Annotated in this window: 27 protein-coding genes, 6 tRNA genes and 1 other RNA gene; 8 read left to right on the top strand and 26 right to left on the bottom strand. The window is 64.1% G+C overall.

The annotated features are described in order from the left end of the window. Nucleotides 1-11: 11 nt before the first annotated feature. The 19 genes from K5554_RS02340 to K5554_RS02430 all read right to left on the bottom strand — a co-directional run bounded on the left by K5554_RS02340 (nucleotide 12) and on the right by K5554_RS02430 (nucleotide 10,373). The gene (locus tag K5554_RS02340) at nucleotides 12-314 is read right to left on the bottom strand and encodes a 4Fe-4S dicluster domain-containing protein (RefSeq protein ID WP_221039559.1); all 303 of its coding nucleotides are present in this window, start codon (nucleotides 312-314) and stop codon (nucleotides 12-14) included. Then, the gene (locus K5554_RS02345; RefSeq protein WP_221039560.1) at nucleotides 311-889 is read right to left on the bottom strand and encodes a 2-oxoacid:acceptor oxidoreductase family protein; all 579 of its coding nucleotides are present in this window, start codon (nucleotides 887-889) and stop codon (nucleotides 311-313) included. The genes K5554_RS02340 and K5554_RS02345 overlap by 4 nt, the downstream gene beginning before the upstream one ends. A gap of 283 nt (nucleotides 890-1,172) precedes the next feature. Then, nucleotides 1,173-1,442 carry a pro-sigmaK processing inhibitor BofA family protein gene (locus tag K5554_RS02350; protein ID WP_221039561.1) on the bottom strand — a complete coding sequence of 90 codons (270 nt, stop codon included), beginning with the start codon at nucleotides 1,440-1,442 and terminating at the stop codon, nucleotides 1,173-1,175. An 86-nt stretch (nucleotides 1,443-1,528) separates the two neighbouring features. Then, the gene (locus tag K5554_RS02355) at nucleotides 1,529-1,804 is read right to left on the bottom strand and encodes a YaaL family protein (RefSeq protein WP_221039562.1); all 276 of its coding nucleotides are present in this window, start codon (nucleotides 1,802-1,804) and stop codon (nucleotides 1,529-1,531) included. A 64-nt stretch (nucleotides 1,805-1,868) separates the two neighbouring features. Continuing rightward, nucleotides 1,869-2,465, bottom strand: coding sequence for a recombination mediator RecR (recR, locus tag K5554_RS02360; RefSeq protein WP_221039563.1), 597 nt, complete (start codon nucleotides 2,463-2,465; stop codon nucleotides 1,869-1,871). A 12-nt stretch (nucleotides 2,466-2,477) separates the two neighbouring features. Continuing rightward, a complete protein-coding gene (locus tag K5554_RS02365; protein WP_370636937.1) occupies nucleotides 2,478-2,792 on the bottom strand; it encodes a YbaB/EbfC family nucleoid-associated protein in 315 nt (104 codons plus the stop codon). 5 nt (nucleotides 2,793-2,797) lie between these two features. Continuing rightward, nucleotides 2,798-4,417, bottom strand: a complete 1,620-nt coding sequence (dnaX, locus tag K5554_RS02370; RefSeq protein ID WP_221039565.1) for a DNA polymerase III subunit gamma/tau — start codon at nucleotides 4,415-4,417, stop codon at nucleotides 2,798-2,800. Between the two features lie 259 nt (nucleotides 4,418-4,676). Further along, the gene (locus K5554_RS02375) at nucleotides 4,677-4,835 is read right to left on the bottom strand and encodes a hypothetical protein (protein WP_221039566.1); all 159 of its coding nucleotides are present in this window, start codon (nucleotides 4,833-4,835) and stop codon (nucleotides 4,677-4,679) included. 32 nt (nucleotides 4,836-4,867) lie between these two features. After that, nucleotides 4,868-5,131, bottom strand: an RNA gene (ffs, locus tag K5554_RS02380) — signal recognition particle sRNA large type. A 22-nt stretch (nucleotides 5,132-5,153) separates the two neighbouring features. Then, a tRNA-Ser gene (locus tag K5554_RS02385) sits at nucleotides 5,154-5,248 on the bottom strand. A gap of 38 nt (nucleotides 5,249-5,286) precedes the next feature. Next, a tRNA-Ser gene (locus K5554_RS02390) sits at nucleotides 5,287-5,378 on the bottom strand. A gap of 111 nt (nucleotides 5,379-5,489) precedes the next feature. Then, nucleotides 5,490-5,963 carry a tRNA adenosine(34) deaminase TadA gene (tadA, locus tag K5554_RS02395; RefSeq protein ID WP_221040492.1) on the bottom strand — a complete coding sequence of 158 codons (474 nt, stop codon included), beginning with the start codon at nucleotides 5,961-5,963 and terminating at the stop codon, nucleotides 5,490-5,492. 129 nt (nucleotides 5,964-6,092) lie between these two features. Then, nucleotides 6,093-6,171 (bottom strand) — tRNA-Arg (locus K5554_RS02400). A 5-nt stretch (nucleotides 6,172-6,176) separates the two neighbouring features. Further along, nucleotides 6,177-6,253, bottom strand: a tRNA-Arg gene (locus K5554_RS02405). 9 nt (nucleotides 6,254-6,262) lie between these two features. After that, a tRNA-Ser gene (locus tag K5554_RS02410) sits at nucleotides 6,263-6,357 on the bottom strand. Nucleotides 6,358-6,396: 39 nt separating this feature from the next. Then, nucleotides 6,397-6,483 (bottom strand) — tRNA-Ser (locus K5554_RS02415). A 296-nt stretch (nucleotides 6,484-6,779) separates the two neighbouring features. After that, complete coding sequence (gene serS / locus K5554_RS02420) at nucleotides 6,780-8,048, bottom strand: serine--tRNA ligase (protein ID WP_221039567.1); 1,269 nt, start codon at nucleotides 8,046-8,048, stop codon at nucleotides 6,780-6,782. Nucleotides 8,049-8,332: 284 nt separating this feature from the next. After that, entirely contained in the window at nucleotides 8,333-9,940 is a 1,608-nt protein-coding gene (clcA, locus tag K5554_RS02425; protein ID WP_221039568.1) for a H(+)/Cl(-) exchange transporter ClcA, read from the bottom strand. 58 nt (nucleotides 9,941-9,998) lie between these two features. Further along, a complete protein-coding gene (locus K5554_RS02430; RefSeq protein WP_221040640.1) occupies nucleotides 9,999-10,373 on the bottom strand; it encodes a hypothetical protein in 375 nt (124 codons plus the stop codon). Nucleotides 10,374-10,520: 147 nt separating this feature from the next. On the opposite strand from K5554_RS02430, the gene K5554_RS02435 reads away from it, so the two are divergent. Both K5554_RS02435 and K5554_RS02440 read left to right on the top strand, forming a co-directional pair. Next, nucleotides 10,521-11,429, top strand: a complete 909-nt coding sequence (locus tag K5554_RS02435; RefSeq protein WP_255565473.1) for a glycosyl hydrolase family 18 protein — start codon at nucleotides 10,521-10,523, stop codon at nucleotides 11,427-11,429. A 14-nt stretch (nucleotides 11,430-11,443) separates the two neighbouring features. Further along, entirely contained in the window at nucleotides 11,444-12,403 is a 960-nt protein-coding gene (locus tag K5554_RS02440; protein ID WP_221039569.1) for a patatin-like phospholipase family protein, read from the top strand. 56 nt (nucleotides 12,404-12,459) lie between these two features. Here K5554_RS02440 and ypeB read toward each other — a convergent pair whose 3' ends face one another. After that, nucleotides 12,460-13,821, bottom strand: a complete 1,362-nt coding sequence (gene ypeB / locus K5554_RS02445) for a germination protein YpeB (protein ID WP_221039570.1) — start codon at nucleotides 13,819-13,821, stop codon at nucleotides 12,460-12,462. Between the two features lie 15 nt (nucleotides 13,822-13,836). Continuing rightward, on the bottom strand, nucleotides 13,837-14,355 hold the full coding sequence (locus K5554_RS02450; RefSeq protein WP_221039571.1) for a cell wall hydrolase: 519 nt from the start codon (nucleotides 14,353-14,355) through the stop codon (nucleotides 13,837-13,839). 194 nt (nucleotides 14,356-14,549) lie between these two features. Between K5554_RS02450 and K5554_RS02455 the strand changes: the two genes are divergently transcribed. The 6 genes from K5554_RS02455 to K5554_RS02480 all read left to right on the top strand — a co-directional run bounded on the left by K5554_RS02455 (nucleotide 14,550) and on the right by K5554_RS02480 (nucleotide 18,909). Continuing rightward, entirely contained in the window at nucleotides 14,550-15,554 is a 1,005-nt protein-coding gene (locus K5554_RS02455) for a S1 family peptidase (RefSeq protein WP_221039572.1), read from the top strand. A 26-nt stretch (nucleotides 15,555-15,580) separates the two neighbouring features. Then, nucleotides 15,581-15,799, top strand: coding sequence for a hypothetical protein (locus tag K5554_RS02460; protein WP_221039573.1), 219 nt, complete (start codon nucleotides 15,581-15,583; stop codon nucleotides 15,797-15,799). 44 nt (nucleotides 15,800-15,843) lie between these two features. After that, complete coding sequence (locus K5554_RS02465) at nucleotides 15,844-16,398, top strand: hypothetical protein (RefSeq protein ID WP_221039574.1); 555 nt, start codon at nucleotides 15,844-15,846, stop codon at nucleotides 16,396-16,398. Between the two features lie 121 nt (nucleotides 16,399-16,519). Further along, entirely contained in the window at nucleotides 16,520-16,834 is a 315-nt protein-coding gene (locus tag K5554_RS02470) for a YbaB/EbfC family nucleoid-associated protein (protein WP_221039575.1), read from the top strand. A 12-nt stretch (nucleotides 16,835-16,846) separates the two neighbouring features. Further along, on the top strand, nucleotides 16,847-17,329 hold the full coding sequence (locus K5554_RS02475; RefSeq protein ID WP_221039576.1) for a hypothetical protein: 483 nt from the start codon (nucleotides 16,847-16,849) through the stop codon (nucleotides 17,327-17,329). Between the two features lie 587 nt (nucleotides 17,330-17,916). Then, nucleotides 17,917-18,909 (top strand): AIR synthase family protein, encoded by a 993-nt coding sequence (locus K5554_RS02480; RefSeq protein WP_221039577.1) that lies wholly within the window; start codon nucleotides 17,917-17,919, stop codon nucleotides 18,907-18,909. A gap of 118 nt (nucleotides 18,910-19,027) precedes the next feature. Here the strand turns inward: K5554_RS02480 and K5554_RS02485 are convergent, their stop codons facing one another. From K5554_RS02485 to K5554_RS14545, 5 genes are all read right to left on the bottom strand, one after another. Beyond that, nucleotides 19,028-20,647: a carbon starvation protein A gene (locus tag K5554_RS02485; RefSeq protein ID WP_221039578.1), complete on the bottom strand. Its 1,620-nt coding sequence runs from the start codon at nucleotides 20,645-20,647 to the stop codon at nucleotides 19,028-19,030. Nucleotides 20,648-20,666: 19 nt separating this feature from the next. Continuing rightward, a complete protein-coding gene (locus K5554_RS02490) occupies nucleotides 20,667-21,218 on the bottom strand; it encodes a hypothetical protein (protein ID WP_221039579.1) in 552 nt (183 codons plus the stop codon). Nucleotides 21,219-21,334: 116 nt separating this feature from the next. Beyond that, complete coding sequence (locus tag K5554_RS02495) at nucleotides 21,335-22,126, bottom strand: LytTR family DNA-binding domain-containing protein (RefSeq protein WP_221039580.1); 792 nt, start codon at nucleotides 22,124-22,126, stop codon at nucleotides 21,335-21,337. Further along, a complete protein-coding gene (locus K5554_RS02500; RefSeq protein ID WP_255565571.1) occupies nucleotides 22,104-23,810 on the bottom strand; it encodes a sensor histidine kinase in 1,707 nt (568 codons plus the stop codon). Before K5554_RS02500 ends, K5554_RS02495 begins: the two co-directional genes overlap by 23 nt. Nucleotides 23,811-23,849: 39 nt before the next feature. Beyond that, entirely contained in the window at nucleotides 23,850-24,143 is a 294-nt protein-coding gene (locus tag K5554_RS14545; protein WP_264175356.1) for a CC/Se motif family (seleno)protein, read from the bottom strand. Nucleotides 24,144-24,164 lie beyond the last annotated feature (21 nt).

A 24,164-nucleotide genomic window follows, 5' to 3' on the forward strand; every position in this document is an offset into this window, starting at 1 on the left:
CTCCCTTCCGGTTACTTATCGCCGCTGTCGCTCTCGTTCACCATTTCCAGGGCCTTCGGCTTCGCCGGGCACTCGTTGGCGCAGATGCCGCAGCCTTTGCAGTGCTTGTAATCGATGCCGATCACCTTGCCGTCCTGGGTCATAATGGACGCATCCGGGCAGAACACCCAGCAGCGCAGGCAGTGGATGCAGCTTTGTGCGTTCCAGATCGGCTTGATGGAGCGCCAGTCGCCGGTCTCGTAGTCCGCGGCATTGCCGGGTTTTTCAATCCAGGCCGCCTTGGGTACTTCCTTCCAGGTAAGGAGCTTGCTCACTCTCCCTGCACCTCCTCGTACGCCCGCCGCACGGCCTTGAGGTTGCCCTCCACCACTTCGGGGCGACCGGCAAACTTCTTGGACAGCTTTTTCTGGGTATCCTCGAGCAGGGCATCCAGGTTCATAATCCCTGTCACCTTAATGAGGGCGCCCATGAGGGGGGTGTTAGGAATGGGCCGGCCGATGGTTTCTTCGGCAATGCGGCTGGCATTTACCGTGTACACCTTGCGGCCGCTGAGCTTCATGGCCCGGCGCATCTCGGCGGGGGTACGGTCGGTGTTGATGAGGATGATTCCATCTTCGGGTACGCCCGCGGTGACATCACCTTTGGCCAACAGGGTGGGATCCAGCACCACCACGATCTGGGGCTCGGTCACATGACAGTGGACATCGATGGGCTCGTCGCTGATCCGCGTAAAGGCGAGCACCGGTGCACCCATCCGCTCCGGACCGTACTCCGGGAACCCCTGAATGTACTTGCCCACCGACGAGGCTGCTTCCGCCAGGAGCTGGGCCGCCGTCTTGGCACCTTGGCCACCGCGGCCGTGCCAGCGAATCTCGAGAAGCTTTGCCATAAATATCCTCCTTCCTCCGTGCTCGAAGGCACTCTTCCTAGCCCTTCCCAACGCTGAGGCCCCTTCCGTGCTCCCCACCTCCTTTGGGCCGGCCGCGTAAGGAGGCTGAGCTTCCGTCCGGCTGTAGTATAACACTGGAAAGCAAAAAAACCCCTCGCGGGGGTGGGTGAATACAGTATACACACCTTACGCCCAGGTGCCCGTATTCAAGTATACCAAACAAGCGGACTGGGCGTCAAGGAAAATTGTCACGCATCTGGCAGGGCGGTCGAGGGGGTGGGCCCTACACGCGCAGGAACTGCAGCAAAACGAGGAGAACCACCCCCGGGACGCCCAAAAAGCCGGCCACCAAGGCGGTGATGGGGTTAATCGGGATAAAGAGGCCGAAGTAGCCGCCCACCAGGTTTACCACCCAGAGCACCACGCCGCCGATAAGGCCGTTGTAAAGGAGCCGCAGGAGTATCTTCAGCGGCACCAGGAGCAGGCGGGCGATCAAATAAAGCAGAAAGAGCCCGAAGGCGTAGGCGATGATGATGTTGATGTTGAGATCCACGGAAACCCCTCCCCGGCGGCAGCGGGCCGCACAACCTGTCTAACAGAGTATACGGCCCGGGGCAGGAAAATATGTCTCAGCCGGCCTCAACCTGTTCCCCCGCAGGCCCGCGCCTGCTTGAGAAGGTAGGTGTAGCGCCGCTCGGCCGCCTCCAGGTTAAAGATGGCGAAGTCGATAAGGTCCGGGTCGGTAACGGTCTCGAAATACTGGCGCGCCGCCACCCAATCGGCCTTGGCCTCCTCCACCGCGGTGTAAAGGTCCGTAACCGGCAGTGCCGTCCGCGGCGGCTCGAAAAAGCCCGCCGCCAGGGTAGCAGCTTTGGCTAAAACGGCCTTAAGGTTTTCCTCGAGACGCGCATCCATGTTTTCCCCTCCTGGGTTTTCTTTCCTTTCTTCAGGATAACCAGGAGGGAACACACCCATACCTCTACAGCTCGCGCCGCCCTTCCAGGGCCTTGGCCAGCGTCACCTCGTCGGCGTACTCCAGGTCCCCGCCCACCGGCAGGCCGTGCGCCAGGCGGGTGGCCTTCACGCCCAGCGGTTTAAGGAGCCGAGCCAGGTAAGCAGCTGTAACCTCGCCTTCCACATTCAGGTCGGTGGCCAGAATAACCTCTTTTACCTCCCCGCTTCCCAAGCGGGCCAGAAGTTCCTTAACCCTGAGTTCGTCGGGACCGATCCCCTCCATGGGGGAGATCGCCCCGCCCAGCACGTGGTACAGACCCTTGTACTCATGCGTCTTTTCCATGGCCACCACATCCCGCGGCTCCTGCACTACGCAGATGACGCTGTGGTCGCGCCCCGGCCCGGTGCAAATGCCGCACGGGTCGGAGGTGGCCAGGTTGCCGCACACGGAGCAGTGCCGCACCTTTTCCCTGGCTTCGGCGATGGCCCCCACTAAGCGCTTCACCGCCTCCGCCGGTGAATCCAGCAGGTGGAAGGCCAGGCGTTGCGCGCTGCGCGGGCCGATGCCGGGAAGCTTGCGCAGCTCCTCAATCAGCCGTGCCATGGGTTCAGGATAGTACATGTTCGGCTCTCCCTAGAATCCCGGCAGCCCCAGGCCCCCGGTGAAGCGGGACATAGCCTCGGTGAGCATCGCGGTGGCCTTGCGCAGGGCCTCGTTGGTGGCGGCCGCAATCAGATCCTGGAGCATCTCCAGGTCGTCCGGGTCCACCGCCGCCGGGTCGATTTTCACCGCCACGACCTCCGGCCGCCCGTTGACCGTTACGGTAACCGCCCCGCCGCCGGCGCTGGCTTCCACCGTACGCGCGGCCACCTCCTCCTGCACCCGGGCCATCTCGGCCTGCATCTTCTGTGCCTGTTTAAGCAGTTTGTTCATGTTACCCATGCCCATGGCCGTCACTCCTTCTCTTCCTCATCTTGAATAGTCACCTTGTCCGCGCCAAAGAGCGCGCGGGCTTCCCGCACGCCCGGCGGCTCTTCCGCCGCCGTCCCCCCGCCCTCACGCCGGGAGGCGGCCACAGGCGCCGCTTCGGCCCCCGCCTGCACCTTAAGCGGCACCTTGAGTACCGCCAGAAGAGCCGCCTCCAAGGCCGCCGTCTTCTCCGGCTGCGCAGCTACGTTCTTAATGCCCTCCGCGGTAAAGGACACCGCCAGCCGGCCGTCGGCCAGCGCCGTCGGCTGCCCGTAGCGCCACACGGCCTCCAGCGCCGGCCCGTGGGCCTTGATCTCCTCCAGGATGCGCGGCCAGGCCGCCTGTACAGCGTCCAGCGTTACCGCACCCCCGGCGCTCTCCTTACGGGGCACGCACGCTGCCCCGCCACCGGCCGCAAGGGCCTCCGGGGCCGGTGCGGGGGCGGGCGGCGCCGAGGCTGCAGGGCCCGCCTGGTCCGCGCGGGCCGGGGGGGCGGGGGCGGCCGCAGCTTCCGCTTCCCCCGCGAGGCAAAGGCCGGTCAAGGCCGTTTCGAGCACAATCCAGGGCTGGGCGGACCAGCGCAGCGTGCCCTCCTCGCTACCGAGCTCCGCGAGGGCCTGCTGCACCCGCGCGGCCGGCCAGTCGCCCGCCGCCTTTTTCAGGTCCGTTACCTCCTCCGGACTGAGCGAAAGGAGCGCTCCCGCATCGTGGCACACCTTAAGGAGCAGCAGGTTGCGCAGCCAGAGGAGCAGGTCCTTAAGGAAAAGCCGCGGGTCGCCGCCCGCATTCCGCAAGGCGGCCAAAAGCTCCAGGACGCGCCCCGCATCCCGGCGGCCCAGGGCGGCGATGATTCCCGCCAGGGTCTCGCCGGGGGGAGCGCCCAAAAGCTCCAGTACATCCGCATGGTGGATGGTACGGCCGCTGAAGGAGATGCACTGGTCCAGGAGCCCCAAGGCATCGCGTAGGCTGCCCTCGGCCGAGCGTGCGATAAGCCCCAGCGTGCGCGGCTCGAGCTCAAGGCCTTCCGCCGCCGCCACCCGCTCCAGGCGGGTGCGGATGGTCTCCGGGCTGAGGCGGTGGAAATCAAAGCGCTGGCAACGCGAGAGGATGGTGGCCGGGATGCGCTCCGGCTCGGTGGTGGCCAGGATAAAGACCACGCGCGGCGGCGGTTCCTCCAGGGTCTTCAAGAAAGCGTTGAAGGCCTCGGCGGTTAACATGTGTACCTCGTCGATGATGTATACCTTGTAGCGGGCCTCCGTGGGGGTGAGATTCACCTGGTCCCGCAGGGAGCGGATCTCATCGATGCCCCTGTTGGAGGCGGCGTCCATCTCCAGCACGTCCAGGCAGTAGCCCTCACGGATGCGCGTGCAGAGCGCGCAGCGATCGCACGGCGTAGGGGTGGGACCGCGCTCGCAGTTTAGGGCCTTGGCCAGGATTTTGGCCATGCTGGTTTTCCCCGTGCCGCGCGGGCCGCAAAACAGGTAAGCGTGGGCCAGCCGCCCGCCGGCAATGGCGTTCTTTAGGGTGCGGCTGACGTGTTCCTGTCCCAGCACCTCAGCGAAGGTTTGCGGACGCCAAGCCCGGTAAAGGGCGCGGTAAGTCATGAGCGCACCTCCCACTAGACCCCCTTGCTGCTGCACGGCACTTGGGCACTTGGGCCTTCCTCTTCGGCGCCTTTCACCCCTGCTTCTCCCGCGAGGCTGCCGCGGCTGTTGTTTTTCAGGATAGCTCAAGTCTTTTCCCTGGTGCCACCTGTAATATTCGCAGCGCTCTAATTAAACTCCTGCCGTAAATACCAAGAAAGGCAGCACCCTTGGCTGCCTTAAAGCTTTGTTCTCCCACTGCCTGTTACTTTTCTACCACTTAATGCATACCGATCGCGAAAAGAAGCCCCATATGGTAAAGCACCACCGTCAACGGAACAATCGACAATAATACCAGCCAGCGTCTTTTCATCGCCAGCCCTGACACAAGCATACTCATACCCAGCACCGCGAGGATCTTGATAGCCGTGATCGTCATGATCCAACCTCTTAACGGTACAAAAATCCTGGCCGTGCACCTGCCGTCGACAGGGCCTTCCGGGCGTTACCCCGGCAGCCGGCTCCAGCCAGGTTTCCCTGCGGCACACGCAAGGGTTCACTTACCGCTGCTCCCTCCCGGGCCTGACGGGGTTCATGAATTTACGTTGCGCAGGACCCAGCTTTCCTCACTGCTTACCGCGGCCGGACCCCACAAGACCAGGCCTCGGGCAGGAATTCGACCCTGCTCCAGCGGATTGCAGGTACAGGGCACCGCTACCTCCCCGTCTAGCACGGCCAAGCCTTAAACCTAGTAATATGGCGGAGAGGGTGGGATTCGAACCCACGAGGCAGAGAACTTCCGCCTACCCGCTCTCCAGGCGGGCGCCTTCGACCAAACTCAGCCACCTCTCCGCATAGTCAGGTCACCAAAATTGTATATTGAATTGTAATGGCGGAGAGAGTGAGATTCGAACTCACGAGGCAGGTTAACCGCCTACTCGCTTTCGAGGCGAGCGCCTTCAACCAGCTCGGCCATCTCTCCACCTAAACTTTTTCACTTTGCCGGAACCTGTGCTCGCCGGATCGAACCCCTGCCGTAAGATCAGGTACACCTTCAGCGTCCTGCTCAGTTGAGCACCGTACGCGGACTGCCTTAATCCTCCCGCCGGCGGCGCCGGCGGAAGAACTCCCGCAGCAGCTCACCGCACTCGGCGGCCAGCACCCCACGCACAACCTCCAGTCGATGATTGAGCCGTTCGTCCTCCACCAAGCGATAGAGGGAACGGACGGCTCCGGCCTTGGGATCGTCGGCCCCGTACACCAGGCGTTCCACGCGGGCCAGGACCAGCGCCCCGGCGCACATGGCGCACGGTTCCAGGGTCACGTACAAGGTGGTGCCGGTGAGCCGCCAGCCGCCCAACTCGCGCGCCGCCGCCTGGATGGCCAGGAGTTCGGCGTGCGCCGTCGGGTCCTTGGCCTCTTCCCGGCGGTTGGCGCTTTCCGCGATGATGGCTCCGCCGCGAACGACAAGCGCCCCCACAGGGACTTCTCCCCGGGCGGCCGCCGCGCGGGCCAGTTCCAGGGCCCGCTGCATGTAAAACTCGTCGTCTGCGCCGGTCAAAACCATCACCCGAGCTTAAGGTACCGCCCGTCGTCGCCACCCCGGGGTGTTTCCCCGGGTGTGGGGAGCAAAAATCCCGGCTGTGCCTTTCGCATGGGGCATAAACATGCCTCCGCGCGAACGGCGGCATAAAAATGGTGTCCCTAGGAGGACTCGAACCTCCGGCAGACGGGGATTAGGAATCCCCCGCTCTATCCACCTGAGCTATAGGGACAAGTATGGCGCGCCCGGAGGGGTTCGAACCCCCGACCTTCTGATTCGTAGTCAGACACTCTATCCAGCTGAGCTACGGGCGCGCGTAAATATGGCGGAGAGGCCGGGATTCGAACCCGGGGTACAGGTTTTCGCCTGTACAATCGCTTAGCAGGCGACCGCCTTCGACCTACTCGGCCACCTCTCCGTATTTTAAGGGACCAAAGCGGAGAATGCAAGGGGCAATTGGCGGAAGGGGTGGGATTCGAACCCACGGCTCTTGCGAGTCACTGGTTTTCAAGACCAGCTCCTTAAACCGCTCGGACACCCTTCCCTGCTGGCGTCCGCCGCCCATGGCGGCGAGCCGCCTTGGACGGTACAGCTATACTATAGCACAGCCCACCTTGCCCTGTCAACCTGCCCGGCGAGCGGCGGCAGGCGCCCTGCGTGCCGCAGCACTCGCCCGGACGAGGGGCCTGGGCCCTGGAGAAGCGTCCCCGCTCGGATGAGAGGGCCCTTCGTCGGCTTGCGCCGGCAGAGAAGCGGCCCCGGCGCAGGTGCGAGGCCGGCTTTCGCAGCCGACCTCGGTCCCCCAAGAGAAAAAGGCCCGGGGACACCCCAGCGGCGCTTTTATTTGATGACCTCGCTCCCGCCCATGTAGGGCCGCAGGACCTGCGGCACCACCACCGAACCGTCTTCCTGCTGGTAGTTTTCCAGGATGGCCGCCACCGTACGGCCCACGGCCAGGCCTGAGCCGTTCAGGGTGTGAACGTACTCCACTTTGGCCTTGGGTGCGGGACGGTAGCGGATGCCCGCCCGGCGGGCCTGGTAGTCGCGGAAGTTGCTGCAGGAAGAAATTTCTTTGTAGCTCCCGTAGCTGGGCAGCCACACCTCGATGTCGTACGTCTTGGCCGAGCTGAAGCCCAGGTCGCCCGTACACAGGGTGACCACGCGGTAGGGTAGCTCCAGAAGCTGCAGCACCTCTTCTGCGTCGCGGGTGAGCTTCTCCAGCTCGTCCCAGGAGGTCTCGGGCGTGGTGAACTTCACCAGCTCCACCTTGTTGAACTGGTGCTGGCGGATGAGCCCGCGGGTGTCGCGCCCCGCCGCCCCGGCCTCGGCCCGGAAGCAGCCGCTGTAGGCGACGTAGTAGATGGGCAGCTTCTCTCCGGCCAGGATCTCTTCCCGGTGCAGGTTGGTCACCGGCACCTCCGCCGTGGGGATGAGGTAGTAGTCCAGCCCCTCGAGTTTAAACATGTCCTCTTTGAATTTGGGCAGCTGCCCGGTACCCACCATGCTGTCGCCGTTCACCATGAAAGGTGGGAAGATCTCGGTGTAACCCTGCTTCAGGTGCAGGTCCAGCATAAAGTTGATGCAGGCGCGCTCCAGCCGGGCGCCCAGCCCTTTGTACACGCTGAACCGCGCGCCGGTGATCTTGCGCGCCCGGTCAAAATCCAGGATGTCGAGGTCGGTGCCGATATCCCAGTGGGCCTTGGGTTCAAAGGTAAACTTACGGGGTTCGCCCCAGGTGCGCACCACCGGGTTGTCCGCGTCGGACTCCCCTTCCGGGACGCTCTCGTCGGGAATGTTCGGGATGTAAAGGAGCGTGCGGTTCAGCTCCTCCTCCACCGCCTTCACGCGGTCATCGAGCTCCTTGATCTTTTCGGACACAGCGCGCATCTCGGCGATAAGCTCCTCCGCCGGCTCGCCCGCCTTCTTGCGCCGGGCGATCTCCTCGGACTCGCTGTTGCGGCGCGCCTTGAGCTGCTCCACCTCGCCGAGGAGCCGCCGCCGCTCTTCGTCGAGCCTCAAGAAGTCATCCAGGTCGGCGCTCACATGGCGCTTACGCAGCGCCTCCCGCACCACCTCCGGATTGGCTCGTACAAACTTGGCATCTAACACGCTTATCCCTCCGTATGTGTATTGGCAACAAAAAAGCTCGTCCCCAGCAGGGACGGGCTCGCCCGCGTTGCCACCCTGGTTGGCCCCAGGCCCACCTCGGCGGTTATAACGGCACCACCGGAACGGCTTCGACCGTCGGCTCCAGGACGGATTCCCCCGGCTCCGGCACCGGCTTACACCACCCGCCAGCTCTCTTCGCCCGGACAACCGGCGTAGTTTTTCCCTTCCTCGCCGTGGCTTGTCTTAGTTTAATTATACAGGAGCAGTTTAAAAAAGCAAGCGACCTAGCACTCGGGTTCCAACTGGCAAAGGGTGAGGGAGCGAATCCGGGGAATAACCTGAGCCGCCTTTTCCCGGGGTATGAGAAACGCCACCTGGTCGCCGGCCCGTACCTTGGTGTTGCCGCGCGGCACCAGTTCCTGGCTTCCGCGGCGGATAGCCAGGAGAAGGCAGTCGCCAGGCAGGTCCACCTCCCGTACCAGATGCCGGTCCAGGCATGAGCCTGTTTCCACGGTAAGTTCTACCAGCATCATGCCCTCCGGGCAGGTGCCGGGCACCGCATCGGCACCACGTGCCAGGTCCCGCTCCAGGAGCATCTCGTATACGGGGAGGCTCTTCAGGCCCTCCGCCACCAGGTAAGCCGTCAGGCAGGCCGCTAGGACAAAGAGCATGTTGGCATAGCTGCCGGTCAGCTCAAGGATAAGAACGATTCCGGTGATCGGTGCCCGGACAATGGCGGTAAAATAGGCCGCCATCCCCGCCGCCGCGCACATGGCAGAAAGCCCGGCGATGCCCGGAAAGTACGCGTCCGCCACCTGCCCCAACCCGGAACCCAGGAGCGCGCCGATGGCCAAAAGCGGCAAAAAAATGCCGCCCGGCACTCCGGAGCCGTAGCTAACCATGGTTAGAATGAACTTAGCCACGAGAAAAAGGGGTATGAACTTGAGCAGCACCTCCCCCGCCAGCACCTGCTCCACCAGTGCGTGCCCACCGCCCAGCACCGCCGGCGTCAAGAAGTAACCGATAAGTCCCGCCAGGCCGGTGGCCAGAACCGGATGGAGCCAGCGGGGAAGCCCCTCAAGCCGGGCGTAAAGGTCCTGGGTAAAGCTCAGGCTGCTGTTGAAAGCAACCCCGAAGAACCCGGTGATAAGGCCGAGGAGTATAAAGAGCGGAAGCGCACTGGGCGGGAGGGGGGCTATTCCGGCCAGGGGAAGGAGCGGCCGTAGACCGAGCAAGCGTTGAGCTGCCGCCCCTGCTGCTACGCTGGCGGTGAGCGCCGAGAGAAAGACATAGGGTGAGAAGTTGCGCCTGAGCTCTTCGAGCACGAAGACTACACCGGCCAGAGGTGCGTTGAAAGCCGCCGCCAGCCCTGCTCCGGCACCACAGGTGATGAGGTAGCGTTCCTCCACGTGAGAGCGCTTCAGGATACGGCTCATGGCCTGTCCGCTGGCCGCACCCAGCTGCACCGTGGGCCCCTCACGCCCCAGGGAAAGTCCCGCACCGATGGCAAAAACCCCGGCCAGGAACTTTACCGGAATAAGGCGCCACCACACGAGACGCCGCTGCTCCAGGAGCACCGCTTCTACGTGCGGGATGCCGCTCCCGGCCGCTTCCGGCGCAAACCGGGTAAGCCAGCCGGCCAGCGCACCTAGGGCTAAAAGCACCGGCAGGAAAACAGCCCAGCCGTAACCCGGCACCTCCCTGGCCCAGGCCAGCAGTACTTCGCGCCACGCATCCGCCCGGCCGAGAGCCAGGCGAAAGGCCACCCCCAGCATCCCGGCCGCCAGACCGGCCAGGGCGCTTTCGAGGAAGAGCCTTAATCTAAGGTTGTACCAAGTGGAAAAAAGCGTACCGGCAGAAGTGGTGGATTCAGTGTGTGTTTTCTCTCGCATCCCGCTTGCGAACACCCTCTCCCTGTTCCCGTAACGTTTTAACCCAGCTTGTTACTTGTTAAGGGTTCTCCTTGCCGCCTGCGATTTCCTGCCTCTTTTCCCGCCAGTACGGCGGAATTGTGGGCGGCGCCGGTGGTGGACCGGGCGGTCCGCCGCCTTCGGCCGGCGGGTGATAGGGGGCATGGACGATGGAAATGCTGCTTAAAACCGTGCGCTCCTCCACCAAGCGCCCATTCTGATACGTTTTGATAAATTCAGCCCGCGGTACCAGGATGTGTATCTCGTGCGGCCAGTTAAGGCCGAGCCGGCGTTTGAGAAGAATGTACAGCCCGTTCAGGCGCAGCTCTATGAGATCGGCCAGGCCCGCGTGACGCCGCACCGTCTGCCGCCGGCGCTCCCGGCGGCGGGCGAAGGTCTTGGCCAGTCCCAGCACAAAGATCCCCTCTTCCGCTTTTTTACCAGTGTATGTGTCCTTCCCCCGGCCGGGCACCTCGGCTCGCGGCTCAACATACACTGTGGCAGAGGAACTTTTGGGAAGGAGGGATCTACCCTGCCTGCCTTTGAGAAAAACTGGTACTACGTGAGCTCCCCGGACGCCCTGGCGGACCTCAGGGCACATGCCGGGGAGATAACGGCAATCATACCGTTTTGGTTCGGCATCACCGCTCAGGGAGGACTGGTGGACCAGGCTGACCCTGAAGCCTTGGAAGCAGCCCGCACCTACAACCTCCCCATCCTGGCCATCATTCACAACTACGCCAGCCCCCAGTACGGACCGCTCATCCACCAGGTACTCACCACGGCCGGGGCCCGCCATGCCCTGGTGGAAAACATTCTTGCCATGCTCGAACGTTACGGCTTCGCCGGCGTTAACATCGATTTTGAGTTTGTGCCCCCGGAAGACCGGCCGTACCTTACGGCCTTTATGGAAGAGCTGGGAGCCCGCCTGCGTCCGGCCGGGTACCTGACCACCATTTCCGTCCCCGCAGAGCTTGAGGATAACCCGCGTCACCCCTTTTCCGGCGCCTTCAGCTACCCGGACCTGGCCGCCCCCAGCGACCAAGTCTACGTCCTGGCCTACGACGAGCACTTCGCCACCCCGGGACCCATCGCCTCCATCGGCTTTGTACGCCAGGTGCTGGGTTACGCCCTCTCGGTGATACCTGTATCCAAAGTAAAACTGGGGATGCCGGTGTACGGCTACGACTGGCCCGAGACGGGCGGTATTCCCCGCACCCTGTCTTATAACCAGGCCGTCGCCCTGGCTGAGCGCACCGGCGCGACCATCCGTTACGACCCTACTGCCCAGGAAGCCACGTTCCAGTACGTAGAAAACAGCATCCGCCACATCGTTTGGTTCGAGGAGGCGCGCAGCTTTGCGGCTAAGCTCAGCCTGGCCCGTAGCCTCAGCCTGCCCGGTATCGGCGTCTGGCGGCTGGGACTGGAGGATCCCGCTGTCTGGGACGTCCTAGCCGGAGTCGACCCGTAAGGGAGAGATTGCTCGTGCGCACCAGGCCCCTGGTCGGCCTTGCCTTGGGCGGCGGCGGTCTGCGGGGGGCGGCCCATATCGGCATCCTTAAGGTCCTCGAGGCACAGGGGATCAAGGTGGACCTCTTGGCAGGCACCAGCGCCGGCAGTATGGTGGGCGCCCTCTACGCCGCCGGCCTCCCGCTGGGGCAAATCGAAGAGACCTTCCGCCACCTGCCCGCCAATCTCTTTCCGCCCGCCATTTCACCCTTGACCCTCATCCTGGCCCTGCTGGAACGCTTTGGCCTCATCGCACATGGGCCCCGCGCCCAATGCCTCGCTCTGCCGCGCGGGCTGTTAAAGACCGATTTCCTGCGTGATTTCATCAACCGGCTGACCGATCAGCGCTCTTTAAGCGGTCTGAGAATACCGGCCGCTTTCCTGGCTACGGACCTCCGCTCCGGGCGCGAGGTGATCTTCGCCCCGGAGGGCGCGCGCCGGTACCTTCTGCGCAATGCGGCGCAGCAAGTCTTTGTCTCCACTGTACTCCTGGGCACGGCCGTCGCCGCCAGCTCCGCCATTCCCGGCATTTTTGTCCCGGTACAGGTGGGCGGCCTGGACCTGGCCGACGGGGCCCTGAAGGCCAACGTGCCCGTCCACCTCCTGGAGGCCTGGGGCGCGCGGGTGATTCTGGCGGTGGATCTGGGGTTCTCGGTTGAAGACGCCGACGTCGGCAACATCATTCAAGTGCTGCTGCAGTCCAGCGATATCATGGGGCAAACCATCACGGACCTGCACCTTAAGGCGAGCCGCGCCTTGGTCATCCGCCCCCGGGTGGGTGCGATGAAGCTCACCGACTTTGACCGTATCCCGCAGGCCATTGAAAAAGGCGTCCTGGCCGCCACGGCCGCCCTGCCGGACATCAAAAAGGCCATCTGGCACGCCCGGACTGAAAGCGGCGACGGGGAAAGAGGAAACGGCGAGGGTAAAGAGTGAACGCAAAAGCGGAGGGGTTACCCCTCCGCTTTTCTGGTAACTCGTTTCGTCTGCTGTTACATGGTGTAGGTACCGTCCGGGCTTTCGATCACCTGCAGGATTTTCTCCTCTTGCCCGTCCGTGGCATTGTAGTAAACCAGGAAGGTCTGGCCGTTCGCCCGGCCGCGCACCTCCCAACAGTAGCGCTCGCTGGCATCGCTCATGGGGATGATGGCCGCCCGCACCCGGTCCACCGTCATCCGTCCGGCGGCTTTTTCCCGCGCCGCCGGGGCGCTGAAGCGGGCCTGCGGCAGGTCGCGCCGTCGGTGGGAGGTGAGGTAGCCGCGGGCGTCAAAGCCCACGATCTCGCCGGTATCCAGGGCGACCGTCGCTTTGACGAAGTCAGGATAGGCTACGGCGCCGTCCTGCGTCCAGGCCTGTGTCACCACGATGTTGTTGGGGCGGCGCAGGGAACCGGTGGTAAGCATGTCCTTGTAGCCGCGGGCGCGGACGAAGTCCTCGGCCCGCCGCACGGCCTCCCCCACGTCGAGGCGCACCGGCCCCAGGGGGCGGGGGTTAAGGAAGTACACCACGTGACCGCCCGTTTGAGAAACATCCACGGTGATGTCCGGCAGGCGCCGGCCGCCCTGGGGGCGCAGCGTGATGGAATAGGCAGGGATGGCGCCGGCCACCCGGCGGGAGCTCACGGCCGTATACCGGGCGGCTCCGCCCCGGTTCACGAACTCCTCGGCGATGCGGCCCGCCTGCTCGATGGTGACGGGCTTCCCGGTGACGCCACGCGGCTTAATGTTCTCCATGTGCTCTGAGAAGGGCCCGTCGTAGGTAAGGGTGGGTGCCTCGTCCTTGAGCCGAGAGTCCATTTTGGCCAGGCCGTCGGCAATGCTCCCGGCCGGCGCCACCGGCTTACCCTTGAGGCCCACGGTCACCCCTGTCGTCCCCCAGGCCGGCTTGGAACTGAGGCCGCCGATCATCTTTTGCAGGTCCTTATTGAGTTTACCGGTCTCCTTGGACAGGGCGGCCAAGTTGTCTTGCTCCGCGGTGGAAAGAGGCTGCCCTAAAGCAAGCTTCCGGGCTAAGGTGTAAGAGTAATCCCCCACCTGGGCGAGGTACCTTTGCGCCGCCGTAAGATCGAAACGCCCGAGCGGCAGTTGGCTCAAGGAAGTACGGGCGCTCTCCGCCTCGTGCCAGGCGCTGGCCAGGGTGAGCACCCCTTGGCCGTTGTCCTGCGTCACCTGCCCTTTGGCCAGGAGGGTGTTGAGGTTCTGAACATGGCCCACCAGGGAGAAGAGGGCCCGCTGGTAGCTGGCCTCGAGCGAGTTGCGCGCCCGCGTGTTCTCCAGGTTGTAATTCCAGAACCAAATCCCGCCTGTAAGGAGCGCCAGGACAACGCCGACGGTAAGCCATCGGGAACGCTGCATCTTATCCCACCTCTCCTAACGCCCAAAAACGTGCCGGCCGATGCTGGTGATGACATTGCGGGTCCAGATCCAGGGACTCACGGCCTTGGCCGGGTTCCAGAAATAGAGTGCTCCGTAGGTGGGATCCCAACCGTCCAGGGCCGCCTGGGCCGCCGCAATGTTTTCGTCGGTCGGGGGCAGGCCCCACATGATGCCGTTGCTCACCGACTCGAAGGCATCCGGCTCAAAGATCACTCCCGGGACGCTGGGCGGAAAGCGCGGGCTCTGCACGCGGTTGAGCACCACGGAAGCGACCGCCACCTGGCCGACGTACGGCTCGCTGTGGGCCTCACCGGATACCAGGCGCGCCAGCAGCCAGAGGTCGTCGTAGGTGGGGTAACCCACCTGGGGCGAGAGGGCGGCCTGACTCAGGGCGGAAGCGGCCTGCGGCACCGCTGCACCCCGCCACCCGCCCTGAGCCCGGGCAAAAGCGGCCACCACGAGGACGGCCAGGGCCACGCCCAGAAAGCGCCCGAGAGGCTCCGGCTTGTGCATGCTTGCCACCTCCTCCTCCCTAGCTCCAAGGCTAGTGCGGCTTTAGCATGTTCCGGTCGTTCAGACATTATGCAGCCGCGCAGCGGTTTCACCTTCGCCGGCCCCCTGAATATAGTGTAGTAAGTCAGGATCGGCCTGCCGAGTGCGTGCAGCGTGCGCGCCCAAAGCAGGCCGGCCGCTCTGGAGGTGAAACCATGGAGAACTACACCTTGGCCTTGCGCCAAGCCTGGAGCCGCTGCAGTTCCCTGCCCAACGTGATCGGGGTGGGGATTGGCTACAAAGAAAAAGGCCGTGAACGCACCGATAAGCTGGCCGTGGTGATCTTCGTTTCCAAAAAGGTGCCCGCACGCGATCTGGCCACTGCTGAGGTGGTGCCCCGCGCCATCGGCGAGGTCGAGACCGACGTGGTGGAAATCGGTGAGGTACGCCTCCTCGGTTCCCGCACCACGCGCCAGCGTCCCGCCCCGCCCGGCGTGAGCATCGGCCACTACAAGATCACCGCCGGCACCCTGGGAGCTGTGGTGAAGGACGCACACACCGGCGCTCCCTTAATCCTCTCCAACAATCACATCCTGGCCAATTCCTCCAACGGGCGGGACGGGCGTTCCAAGATCGGCGACCCCATCTACCAGCCCGGCCCGTACGACGGCGGCACAAGCGACGACACCATCGCCCACCTGGAGCGCTTTACGCCGGTGATAACCGAATACCAGGAATCCACCTGCCCCATCAGCCAGCGTCTCGCCCGCACCGAGAACCTGTTTGTACATCTGGTACGCCCTAACTACGACGTGCGTTTCCACAAGCGCAACAGCGACGGCAACCTGGTGGACTGCGCCGTGGCCAGGCCCCTGTCCGACCGCCTGGTGACGCCGGAGATTATGGAAGTAGGGCCGGTGCGCAGTGTGGCCGAGGCTAAACTCGGTGAAACCCTGGTGAAAAGCGGCCGCACCAGCGGGTTAACCCGCGGCGCGGTGACCGCCCTGGCCGCCACGCTGCGTATTCAGATGCACTCCGGCGTTTACGCCCTGTTCACCGACCAGATCGTCGCCAACTTAAACAGCCAGGGCGGCGACAGCGGATCGCTGGTCCTCAACGAGCGCAACGAGGCGGTGGGGCTCCTCTTTGCCGGCTCTGACCGCTCCACCATCCTCAACCGCATCCAAAACGTCATGCACGAGCTCGCCGTTACTTTCTAGGGTCAGGAAGGAAGGAGAATGCTGCCATGGAGGAACACTTACCCGCCGTTCTGCCCGTACCGGCAAAGCCTCCCGCGGCCGCCGCGCCGCCGGGCGAGGCGCCGCCTCCTCCTGGGGCCCGCGTCAGCCCCTTCACCCTGTTTTTGATCCTCATCCTGCTTTTGGGAGCCACCGAGCAATTGGCCGCCCCGTCCCGGCGTGAGGCAGGCGAACACTCCGGCTCCGGTCAGCATAGCTTAAAGTAGGTCGGGGCAATGCCCTGGTATGCTGAAGACCAGAGGTGACCGCTGTGGAACTTCTGCCCTTTACCGCCCAGGACGTCCAGATGCTCCAGCTGCTCAAACCACACCTGAGCCTGCGCGGGCGCGATCTGGTGGACGGGCTGCTCGCTTTTGCCTGCCTGACGAGCAGGCAGCTGCAGCAGGACTTATCCCCCCTGCCGGCGCTACAGTTTCTGAACTTCTTCCACACCCGCTCAGAGCTTAAAGCCCAAGCGGGTGCCCGGTCGCTTGCCGCTGGCTCAGCGGAGGAGGGACGTTTAGTGTCCAAGGTGCCCTTTGATACCAAAGATGTATCGCTCATGCTGGCGATAAAGCCGTTTCTGTCCTCGAAGAGCCAAACCCTGGTGGATGCCCTGGTCAACCTTCTGGCCGTGGTCAACAACCCACCGGAGAAAAAGGTCGACCCGGAGGCCCTGGCCAACCTGATCAACCTTATCGCTCAGGCCAGCGAGGGGACGAAAGAAAAGCCCCCGGCGGAAACGAAACCGGAGCTTAAACCGGCGCCGCCGTCGTTCCCTGGCTACGTCCCGCTGCCGCCGGAGCCGGAAGTTCCCGGCGCCTGACACAACCTTCCCCTGCCGGCCTGAGCAAAAATCCCGCCGCCCGGGCGGGGTTTTTGTTGCCGGGTGGTCTCTTTGCGGCGCCCCGGAATAAACTTAAGAAGAAGGCTTGGAGGTGAGGTTCATGTTTAATATGGGCATGCTCATGGAACAGATTCAAGCTGAGATAACCGCCCTGCAGAACCGGCTGGAAAACACGACCTTCGAAGGGGCGGCGCACGAAGGTAAGGTCAAGGCCTGGGCCAACGGACTCCAAATGCTGGTCGCCCTGGACGTCAGCCCGGAAATCATCCGTGGCCTGCCGCCCGCCGAGTTGAGCGAGGCCGTTGTTGCTGCCTGCAATGCCGCCCTGAAGCAGGCGCGCCTGGAGCTGAATAAAGAAATCGCCCGCCTGACGGGTGGCAACCTGGAACTGGGCCGCTATCCCAACCTGGACTGAGGGGTGGTTAGGATGGCCGAAGGAACTGACCTGCCCGGCCTGTCCGGGGATAGCTACCTCAACCTGGTCACGAGCCTTCTCAGCGGGCAAAAGGACCTGAGTCCCCAGCTGCTTGTAGCCCTCCTCAGCCTCACCAACCTGCTCGGGATAGTGGGTTACCTCAATGCGCAAAGCGGCGTGCCGGTTCCGTCCGGTGCCGGAGCCGGGCGCGAAGGCATCGATAAGCAGGCTCTCACCAGTACCCTGCTCTCCCTCCTTGGATCGCAGGGGGAGGGTGGGAAAAAAGACGCCGCCCTGGCCGGCCTCTTGAGCTCCCTAAGCACGCAGGGGGGCGGTGGGCGCAAGCTCGACCCGGCGGCGCTGATGAGCCTGGTAAGCTCGCTGGCCGGCCGCGAGGAGCCGGCCACCCGGGCGCAGTACGCCAGCGAGGCGGCGCCGGACAAGGAACGGCTGGAAAGCAAAGAAACAAAAGAAGGACACACGCGCAGGGGGTAGGCACCGGGCCTACCCCCTAGCTTCTTTGCCCTCTGTATCAGAACCAGTCGCCCAAAAGCAGCAGGATGAGGATCAGGAAAACCAGAAATGATCTGCGGTCAGCCATTTTGACCCTCCTTCCCTACCGGCTCTTAGAACCAGTCACCCAGGAGGAGCAGGATGAGGATCAGGAAAACCAGGAATGACCTGCGATCAGCCAAGAAGCCTCCCATATTGATCCTCCTCGTGCAGTCAGCCCATTAGAACCAATCGCCCAAAAGCAGCAGGATCAGGATAAGGAAAACCAGGAACGTACGGCGGCCGCCGGGATCAGGAGCTAGGGGTTCAGCCATGGAGAATCCTCCTTTCACAGTTTGACGGGATGGCCGGCCTGTGCCGGCCTTTTTTATCCTATGACACCCGGGCCCTAGATGTTACAACCTGGCGGGAACCGGCCGTTCCACGCCTTCCCGTGGGGTCAGTCTATACTATGGCGGCCGGCGCCAAAACGTTACCCCGCCCGCGCGGTCTTTGCGGCCGCCGGCGGCTATAGTATAATGGGAGTGGTATACCCAAGGCAGTACCCAGAGGACGGGGGGCAGTAAAGGTTGCAACCGGGAAAACTTGCGCCCGAGCTCTTACACCGAATCGTCTTTCCCTACCTGGGGGCAAAGCGCCAGGACGTCCTCGTGCGCCCGGGCATCGGGCAGGACTGCAGCGTGGTGGATTTCGGCTCTGACTTGGCCGTTCTCTCCAGCGACCCCATTACCGCGAGCGGGCATCACCTCGGCTACCTGGCGGTACATGTCTCGGCCAACGACGTGGCCGCTACGGGGGCGGAGCCGGTAGGGCTTCTCCTCACCCTCCTCTTGCCGCCCGGCACCCGGCCGGCGGAAATCGAGGCCATCATGCAGGAGATCCACGCTGCCGCGGCCAGCCTTAATATGGCGGTGCTGGGCGGGCACACCGAGTTCACCCCCGCCGTGCACCGACCGGTAGCCGCCGTGACCGCCCTCGGACGCGCCGTCAAAGGCCGGTGCATCACCGCCGCCGGGGGACGGCCCGGCGACACGCTGCTTCTCACCAAGACGGCCGGCTGTGAAGGCACCGCCATTTTGGCCGCCGACCTGGCCGCGCCGCTTTCGGAACGGTTGGGGCACGAACTCGTGGCCCGCGCCCAGGGCTTCACCGCCCATATCAGCGTGGTACCGGAGGGACGTATCGCAGCGCGCTGCGGCGCCCACGCCATGCACGACGTCACCGAAGGCGGCGTCCTCGGCGCCGTGGCCGAGCTGGCCACGGCCTCGGGCTGCGGTGCCGAGCTTTGGGCCGACCAGGTGCCGCTCGCCCCGGAAACTGTAGCCATCTGCGAGGCGCTGTCCCTCGATCCCCTGGGGCTTATCGGCAGCGGCTCGCTGCTCATCGCCGCCGCAGAGCCCGAAGCTGTTCAAGAGCCCCTGGCCCGGGCCGGTATCGCGGTCGCCGCCATCGGCCGGTTACTGCCGAAGGCGGAGGGTCTCTGGCTCAGCGCCGCCGGCGTGCGCCAACCGCTCATCGTCCCGCCGCGGGACGAGCTCTACCGCGCCTTCGCCGGGGAATAAGCCGCAGGAAGGCGGGGACAAAACAAAAAAAAAAGGCGCGGAAGTAGTTCTCCGCGCCTTCTTTCTTTCGCAGCCGCTTCACCCTGCCGGGGGTGGGCTGCCCGCCGCTCCCGTACGTTCAGGCGCTGATGTCGGGGCCGGTCTTTTTGATCTTGCCCAGCACGTTCACCGCCTCAACCACCAAGAAGATGGCCAGGACAACGAGCAGGATGCCGGGAATGCCGAGCACCAGGTTACCCTTGGCCAGGTTGTCCCTGATGAGGAAAACCAGGGCCGTCAGAGTAACCACCAGCATAAAGCCCATGGGATAGAGCGTAGCGCGGTTGTCGCGCCCCAGGCCCGCCAACCAGACCGAGACCGAAAGCAGCGCCAGGCCGGCCAAGAGTTGGTTGGAAGCACCGAAAATCGGCCAGATCTCACTCCACTTGCCCGAGAGCGCCAGGGCACCGGCCAGTATGACCGTCGCCAGCGTCCCAAGATACTTGTTGGCCAGGGCCGGGACGCGGGTGGAGAAGAACTCCTCCCAGGCGTAGCGGGCCAGGCGGGTGGCGGTGTCCAGCGAGGTGAGGCAAAAGGCGTTCACGGCGAGGGCACCGAAGGTGGTGCCGAAGGCCACCGGCACGCCGAAGTAGTTCATGAACTGGCCGACGCCGGCGGCAAAGAGACCGGTAGGGCCGCCCATGTCCTTCAGCGTCTGGGCGTAGCCGTCCTTGGTGAGGTAGACCACTGTGCCCAGGGCCACCAGAGCCAGCAGGCCCTCGATCAGCATGGCGCCGTAGCCGATGAGGCGGGCGTCCTTTTCATTCGCCAGCTGCTTGGCCGTGGTACCGGAAGAGACCAGGGAGTGGAAGCCGGAGATGGCGCCGCAGGCCACGGTGACAAACAGCATGGGGAAGAGGTAGCCGCCCGAGGTCTTAAAGGCGATAAAAGCCGGGAACTTCAGCGACGGATTGCCGATGATAAGCCCCACCAGGGCACCCAAGAGGCTGGCGTAAAGGAGGAAGGAGTTCAAGTAGTCACGCGGCTGCAGCAGAATCCACACCGGCAAAGTGGAGGCGAGGAAGATGTAGACTAAGCAGAAGTAAGTCCAGAAGGGAGCTGAACCCGTAAGGGGGAAGCGAACCCCCAGGAAGACGCAGGCGAAAAGGAGGATTACACCTAAGATGGTGGCGGTCCCGAGGGGAACCTTCGCCCGGTAGACGGCCAGCCCGAAGGCCACCGCCAGGGCCATGAAGAGGAGCGAGGTAGTGGCCACCGCCGGTACGGCAACGAAGGTCTGTACCACTAGGATGGTGAATACGGCCACCACCAGCACCAAGGCCAGGTAAGAGAAGCAGAGGAAAAGGAACTGGCCGCGCTCGCCGATGTGGCGCCGGACGATCTCGCCGATGGACCTACCTTCGTGACGCACCGAGGCCACCAGGGAGGTGAGGTCGTGCACGCCGCCGAAGAAAACGCTGCCGATGACGATCCAGAGGAACACCGGCACCCAGCCGAACGCCGCCGCCGCCACGGGACCGGTGATGGGGCCCGCACCGGCGATGCTGGAGAAGTGGTGCCCCAGGAGGATAGGAGCCGGCGTCGGCACGTAGTCCACGTTGTCGTACAGGGTATGAGCCGGGGTTTTTTCATTCGGGTCGAGTTTAAGCACCTTTTCCGCCAGGTAGCGTCCGTAAAACACGTAGCCGATGAAGAGGATGATTCCCCCCACCACTACCATCAGCGTGGTATTCACCATAAAACCCCCTTTAATCGCTTTATTTATCTTCCAGTTGGAGGCACGTACCCTGCGCTCTCCCCCCTTCGGCCGGCACGCGGTAGGCCTCCCGCACCGCGCGCGCGGCTTTATTGCTATACACCCGGCCGGCGGCCAGGTCCACTGCCAGGAGCCGCACGTCGCACCAGCCCTCGAGCAGCCACTTGAAGCCCCGGCTGTGGCGGAAGCCCTCGACAAAGGTCCGTGCTTCCTCCGTTACCCCTTCCTCCGCCACCAGAACCCCCGTAAGGGTGGTGGACATGTGCTCCTCGCTCGGCTCAACCAGCAGAGGAACCAGGGTCTTAAGGTAGGCGCCAAACCCCTCCGCCTCGGCCCTATCCAGCTTCTCCCCCCCCTCCACAAGAACAATATCGTGGTTTTCATAGGCGAAGAGGGTTAAGCTTTTAACGAAGAAGTACTTTTCGTTGCGGACCTTGAAACGGGCCACCAGGTCGAGACGCCTGCCGGCCACCTCCTCATCCCAGGCGAGGTCGTAGTAGCGGCTCAGGCGCTTCGCCAGGACGTCGATATATTCAGCGCGCGGGGTCGGCAACTCCACTCACCCCTCCGTAATTAACGTAACAAAAAAGGCCCTCCCTAAGCCAGGGGATGGCCCTTACCGGGTCCAATTTTTCTCTGAACGGGACGAATTGTAGGATGAAAGGTTCTCTACAAAGTCAGTCCCAATTTTTCCCGGAGGGTTTGCGCCAGGCGGCGGCTCACCGGGATCTCCGTACGCTCGCAGTCGGCCATGACGAGGAGGTACGTTCCATGAAACCAGGGGATGAGTTCGGCGATGCGATCCAGGTTCACCACGTACCCCTTGTGCACGCGCAGGAAGCGGTAACCCAGCCGCTCCTGCAGCTCACCCAGGGTGGTGCGGACCGGAAACTCTTCGGCCGCCGTCTTGACGTAGGTGCCGCCCTCCCGACAGGCGGCGAAAACGACATCGCGCGCGGGAAGAAGAACAATGCGCCCGTTCTTTTCCACCGGGATCCTGAGCGGCGCGCGCTCCTGCCGTACCTGCTCCAAAAGCTGCCTCAAGCCGGCCGCCAGGACCTGGCTTTCCGCCCCGCGCCGCCGCTCCATCAGGCGCTCTGCGGTCTGCGCCACTCTTTCTGCCTGGAAGGGCTTAAGGAGGTAGTCCACGGCGCTCACCTCGAAAGCCTTGAGGGCATAAGCATCGTAAGCGGTGGCGAAGACAAAAAGCGGCGGCGGCGCGATCTCCGCCAGCACCCGCTCGGCCACGGCAAAGCCGTCCAGCCCTGGCATCTGGACATCGAGGAAGAGCGCATCTGGGCCGAGCTTGTGGGCCAGCTCCAAGGCCGCCTCGCCGCTGGCCGCCTCCCCCACCACTTCCACCCGCTCGGTCTCTTCCAGAAGGAAACGCAGCTCGCGCCGGGCCGGCTCTTCGTCGTCGGCCAGAAGGGCGGTGATTTTAACTGGCTGAGAGGTACGCACGCTTCATGCCCTCCTCCGGCAGAGAGAAACTGACGACCGTTCCCGCACCGGGGGCCGACTCGATCCTCAGGCCCTGCTCCAGCCCGTAGATGCTCTTCAGGCGTTCCTCGACGTTGCAGAGCCCGATACCCCCGCTCGCCGGGCAGCCCTTGAGCACGGCGGCCAGGGTTTCGGGCGCCATGCCCACACCCGTATCCGCCACGGTAAGTTCAACCCCATGGTCCCGGCGCTCGGCCCGGATGCACACCGTACCGCCGCCGGCGAGCGGTGCAATCCCGTGCTTGACGGCGTTTTCCACCAGTGGCTCCAGCGTGAGCCGCGGGAGTTTAATGGCTTTCAGGTCGGGAGAGATTTCTTCCACCAGCCTGAGCCGGTCGCCGAAGCGGGCCTGTTCCAGGGCCAGGTAGGCGTGCACGTGGGCGAGTTCCTCCTCCAGGGTGCAGAAATCCCCGGCCCGTTCCAGGTTGCGGCGGAAGTAAGCCGCCAGGTCGAGGAGCAGGCGGCGGGCCGTGTTGGGCTCGGTGCGGCAGTACGAGACAATGGTATTGATGGCGTTGAAAAGAAAGTGCGGGTTAATCTGCGCCTGCAGCGCCGTAAGCTCCGCCCGAGCCGCCAGCTCCGCCCGGCGCGAGGCCTCGGCCAGTTCGAGCTGGGTGGAAAAGAGCTGCGAGAGACCGGACGCTACCTCCATGTCTACCGGCGTGATGCCTTCTGGACGAGCGCGATAAAGTTTGAGCGCCCCCACAATACGGTTTCGGCAGTAAAGGGGGACGATCACCCCCGAGCCCAGCGGGCAGTCGGGACGATTGCAGCCGATCTCCTCCCTCGTCTGCGCCACCTGCAGGCAGCCCTCTTCCAGCACCCGCGCGGTGGCCCGCGTAAGGAAGGGGTGTCCAGGCAGGTGGTGATCCGCTCCCAGGCCCACGTGGGCGAGCACCACTTCCCGGTCGGTGAGGGCAACGGCATCCACCCCGGTGAGCTCCAGGATGATGCGGGCCGTGTACATGGCCGAGCACTGCATCAGTCCGTGCCTAAGGTGCGGCAGGGAAAGCCGCGCTATCTCCAGCACCTTCTGCGTCTGGGCGGCGCCGGCCCGGTCCACCTCAGCCTGCAGGCTACGCAGCATGGTGATGAAGATGGCCACGCCGGCTCCATTCACCAAGGTCATCGGTACGCCGATCACCTTCACCAGCTCCAGGCTGGCGGTAAAGGGCCGCGCCACCATAAGGAGGATGGCCATCTGCATGAGCTCCGCCGCCAGTCCCGTGGCAAGCCCCACCTCCCAGTCCACCTTGTGCACCCGGGTTGCCACCAGGCCGCCCAGGAGCCCTTCCAGGGTGGTGGAAAGCCCACAGGCAAAGCCGGTGAATCCTCCCAGCCACCAGCGGTGCAGCCCAGCGATGGCCCCGGCGCCCAGTCCGACCCAGGGTCCGCCGAGGAGCCCCGCCACCACGGCACCTACAGCGCGGGAGTTGGCGATGGCCCCCTGCACCTCGATTCCGAAGTAGGTACCGAGGAGGGTGAAGAGTCCGAATCCCAGGGTGATGATAACTTTATCGCGGCCGCTCGCCATCTGGCCGAGGACCCGCTTAAAGACGGGAATGCGGCTGAAGAGGAAGGCGCTCGTAGAGATGACGCACATGCGGACGGCGAGCTCGAGCAACAGGGAAAGCAAACCAACCACCCCCTGCTTCCAGGCGCTGAACAACTGCGCCGCGGCTCCTCACCAGCTGAAAATCCCGGCTCCGTCGACCTCCAGGTGCCGGAAGGGTCCCCAGCCCGCGAGGCTGAGCCGCAGTCTCCCGTCCCGGAGAAGCGACGGGCTGACAAAGATGCGCACCCCGTCCACAACGAACGGCACATACTTTTCCCCGGTGCGCGGTTCACCCAGTCGTACGGCTGGGAGCGGCACCGAGATTCACGTTCCCGCCGGTTTCCGGCGGAAGACGGTCACCGCACCCCCATGGGCCAGGATGAACGTGCGCGCCCTGGCGTCGCATACAGGAACGTTCTCCATACCAGTTCCCTGCCTTAAGCA

The organism is Gelria sp. Kuro-4 (assembly GCF_019668485.1).
Taxonomy (GTDB): Bacteria; Bacillota; DTU030; order DUMP01; family DUMP01; genus DUMP01.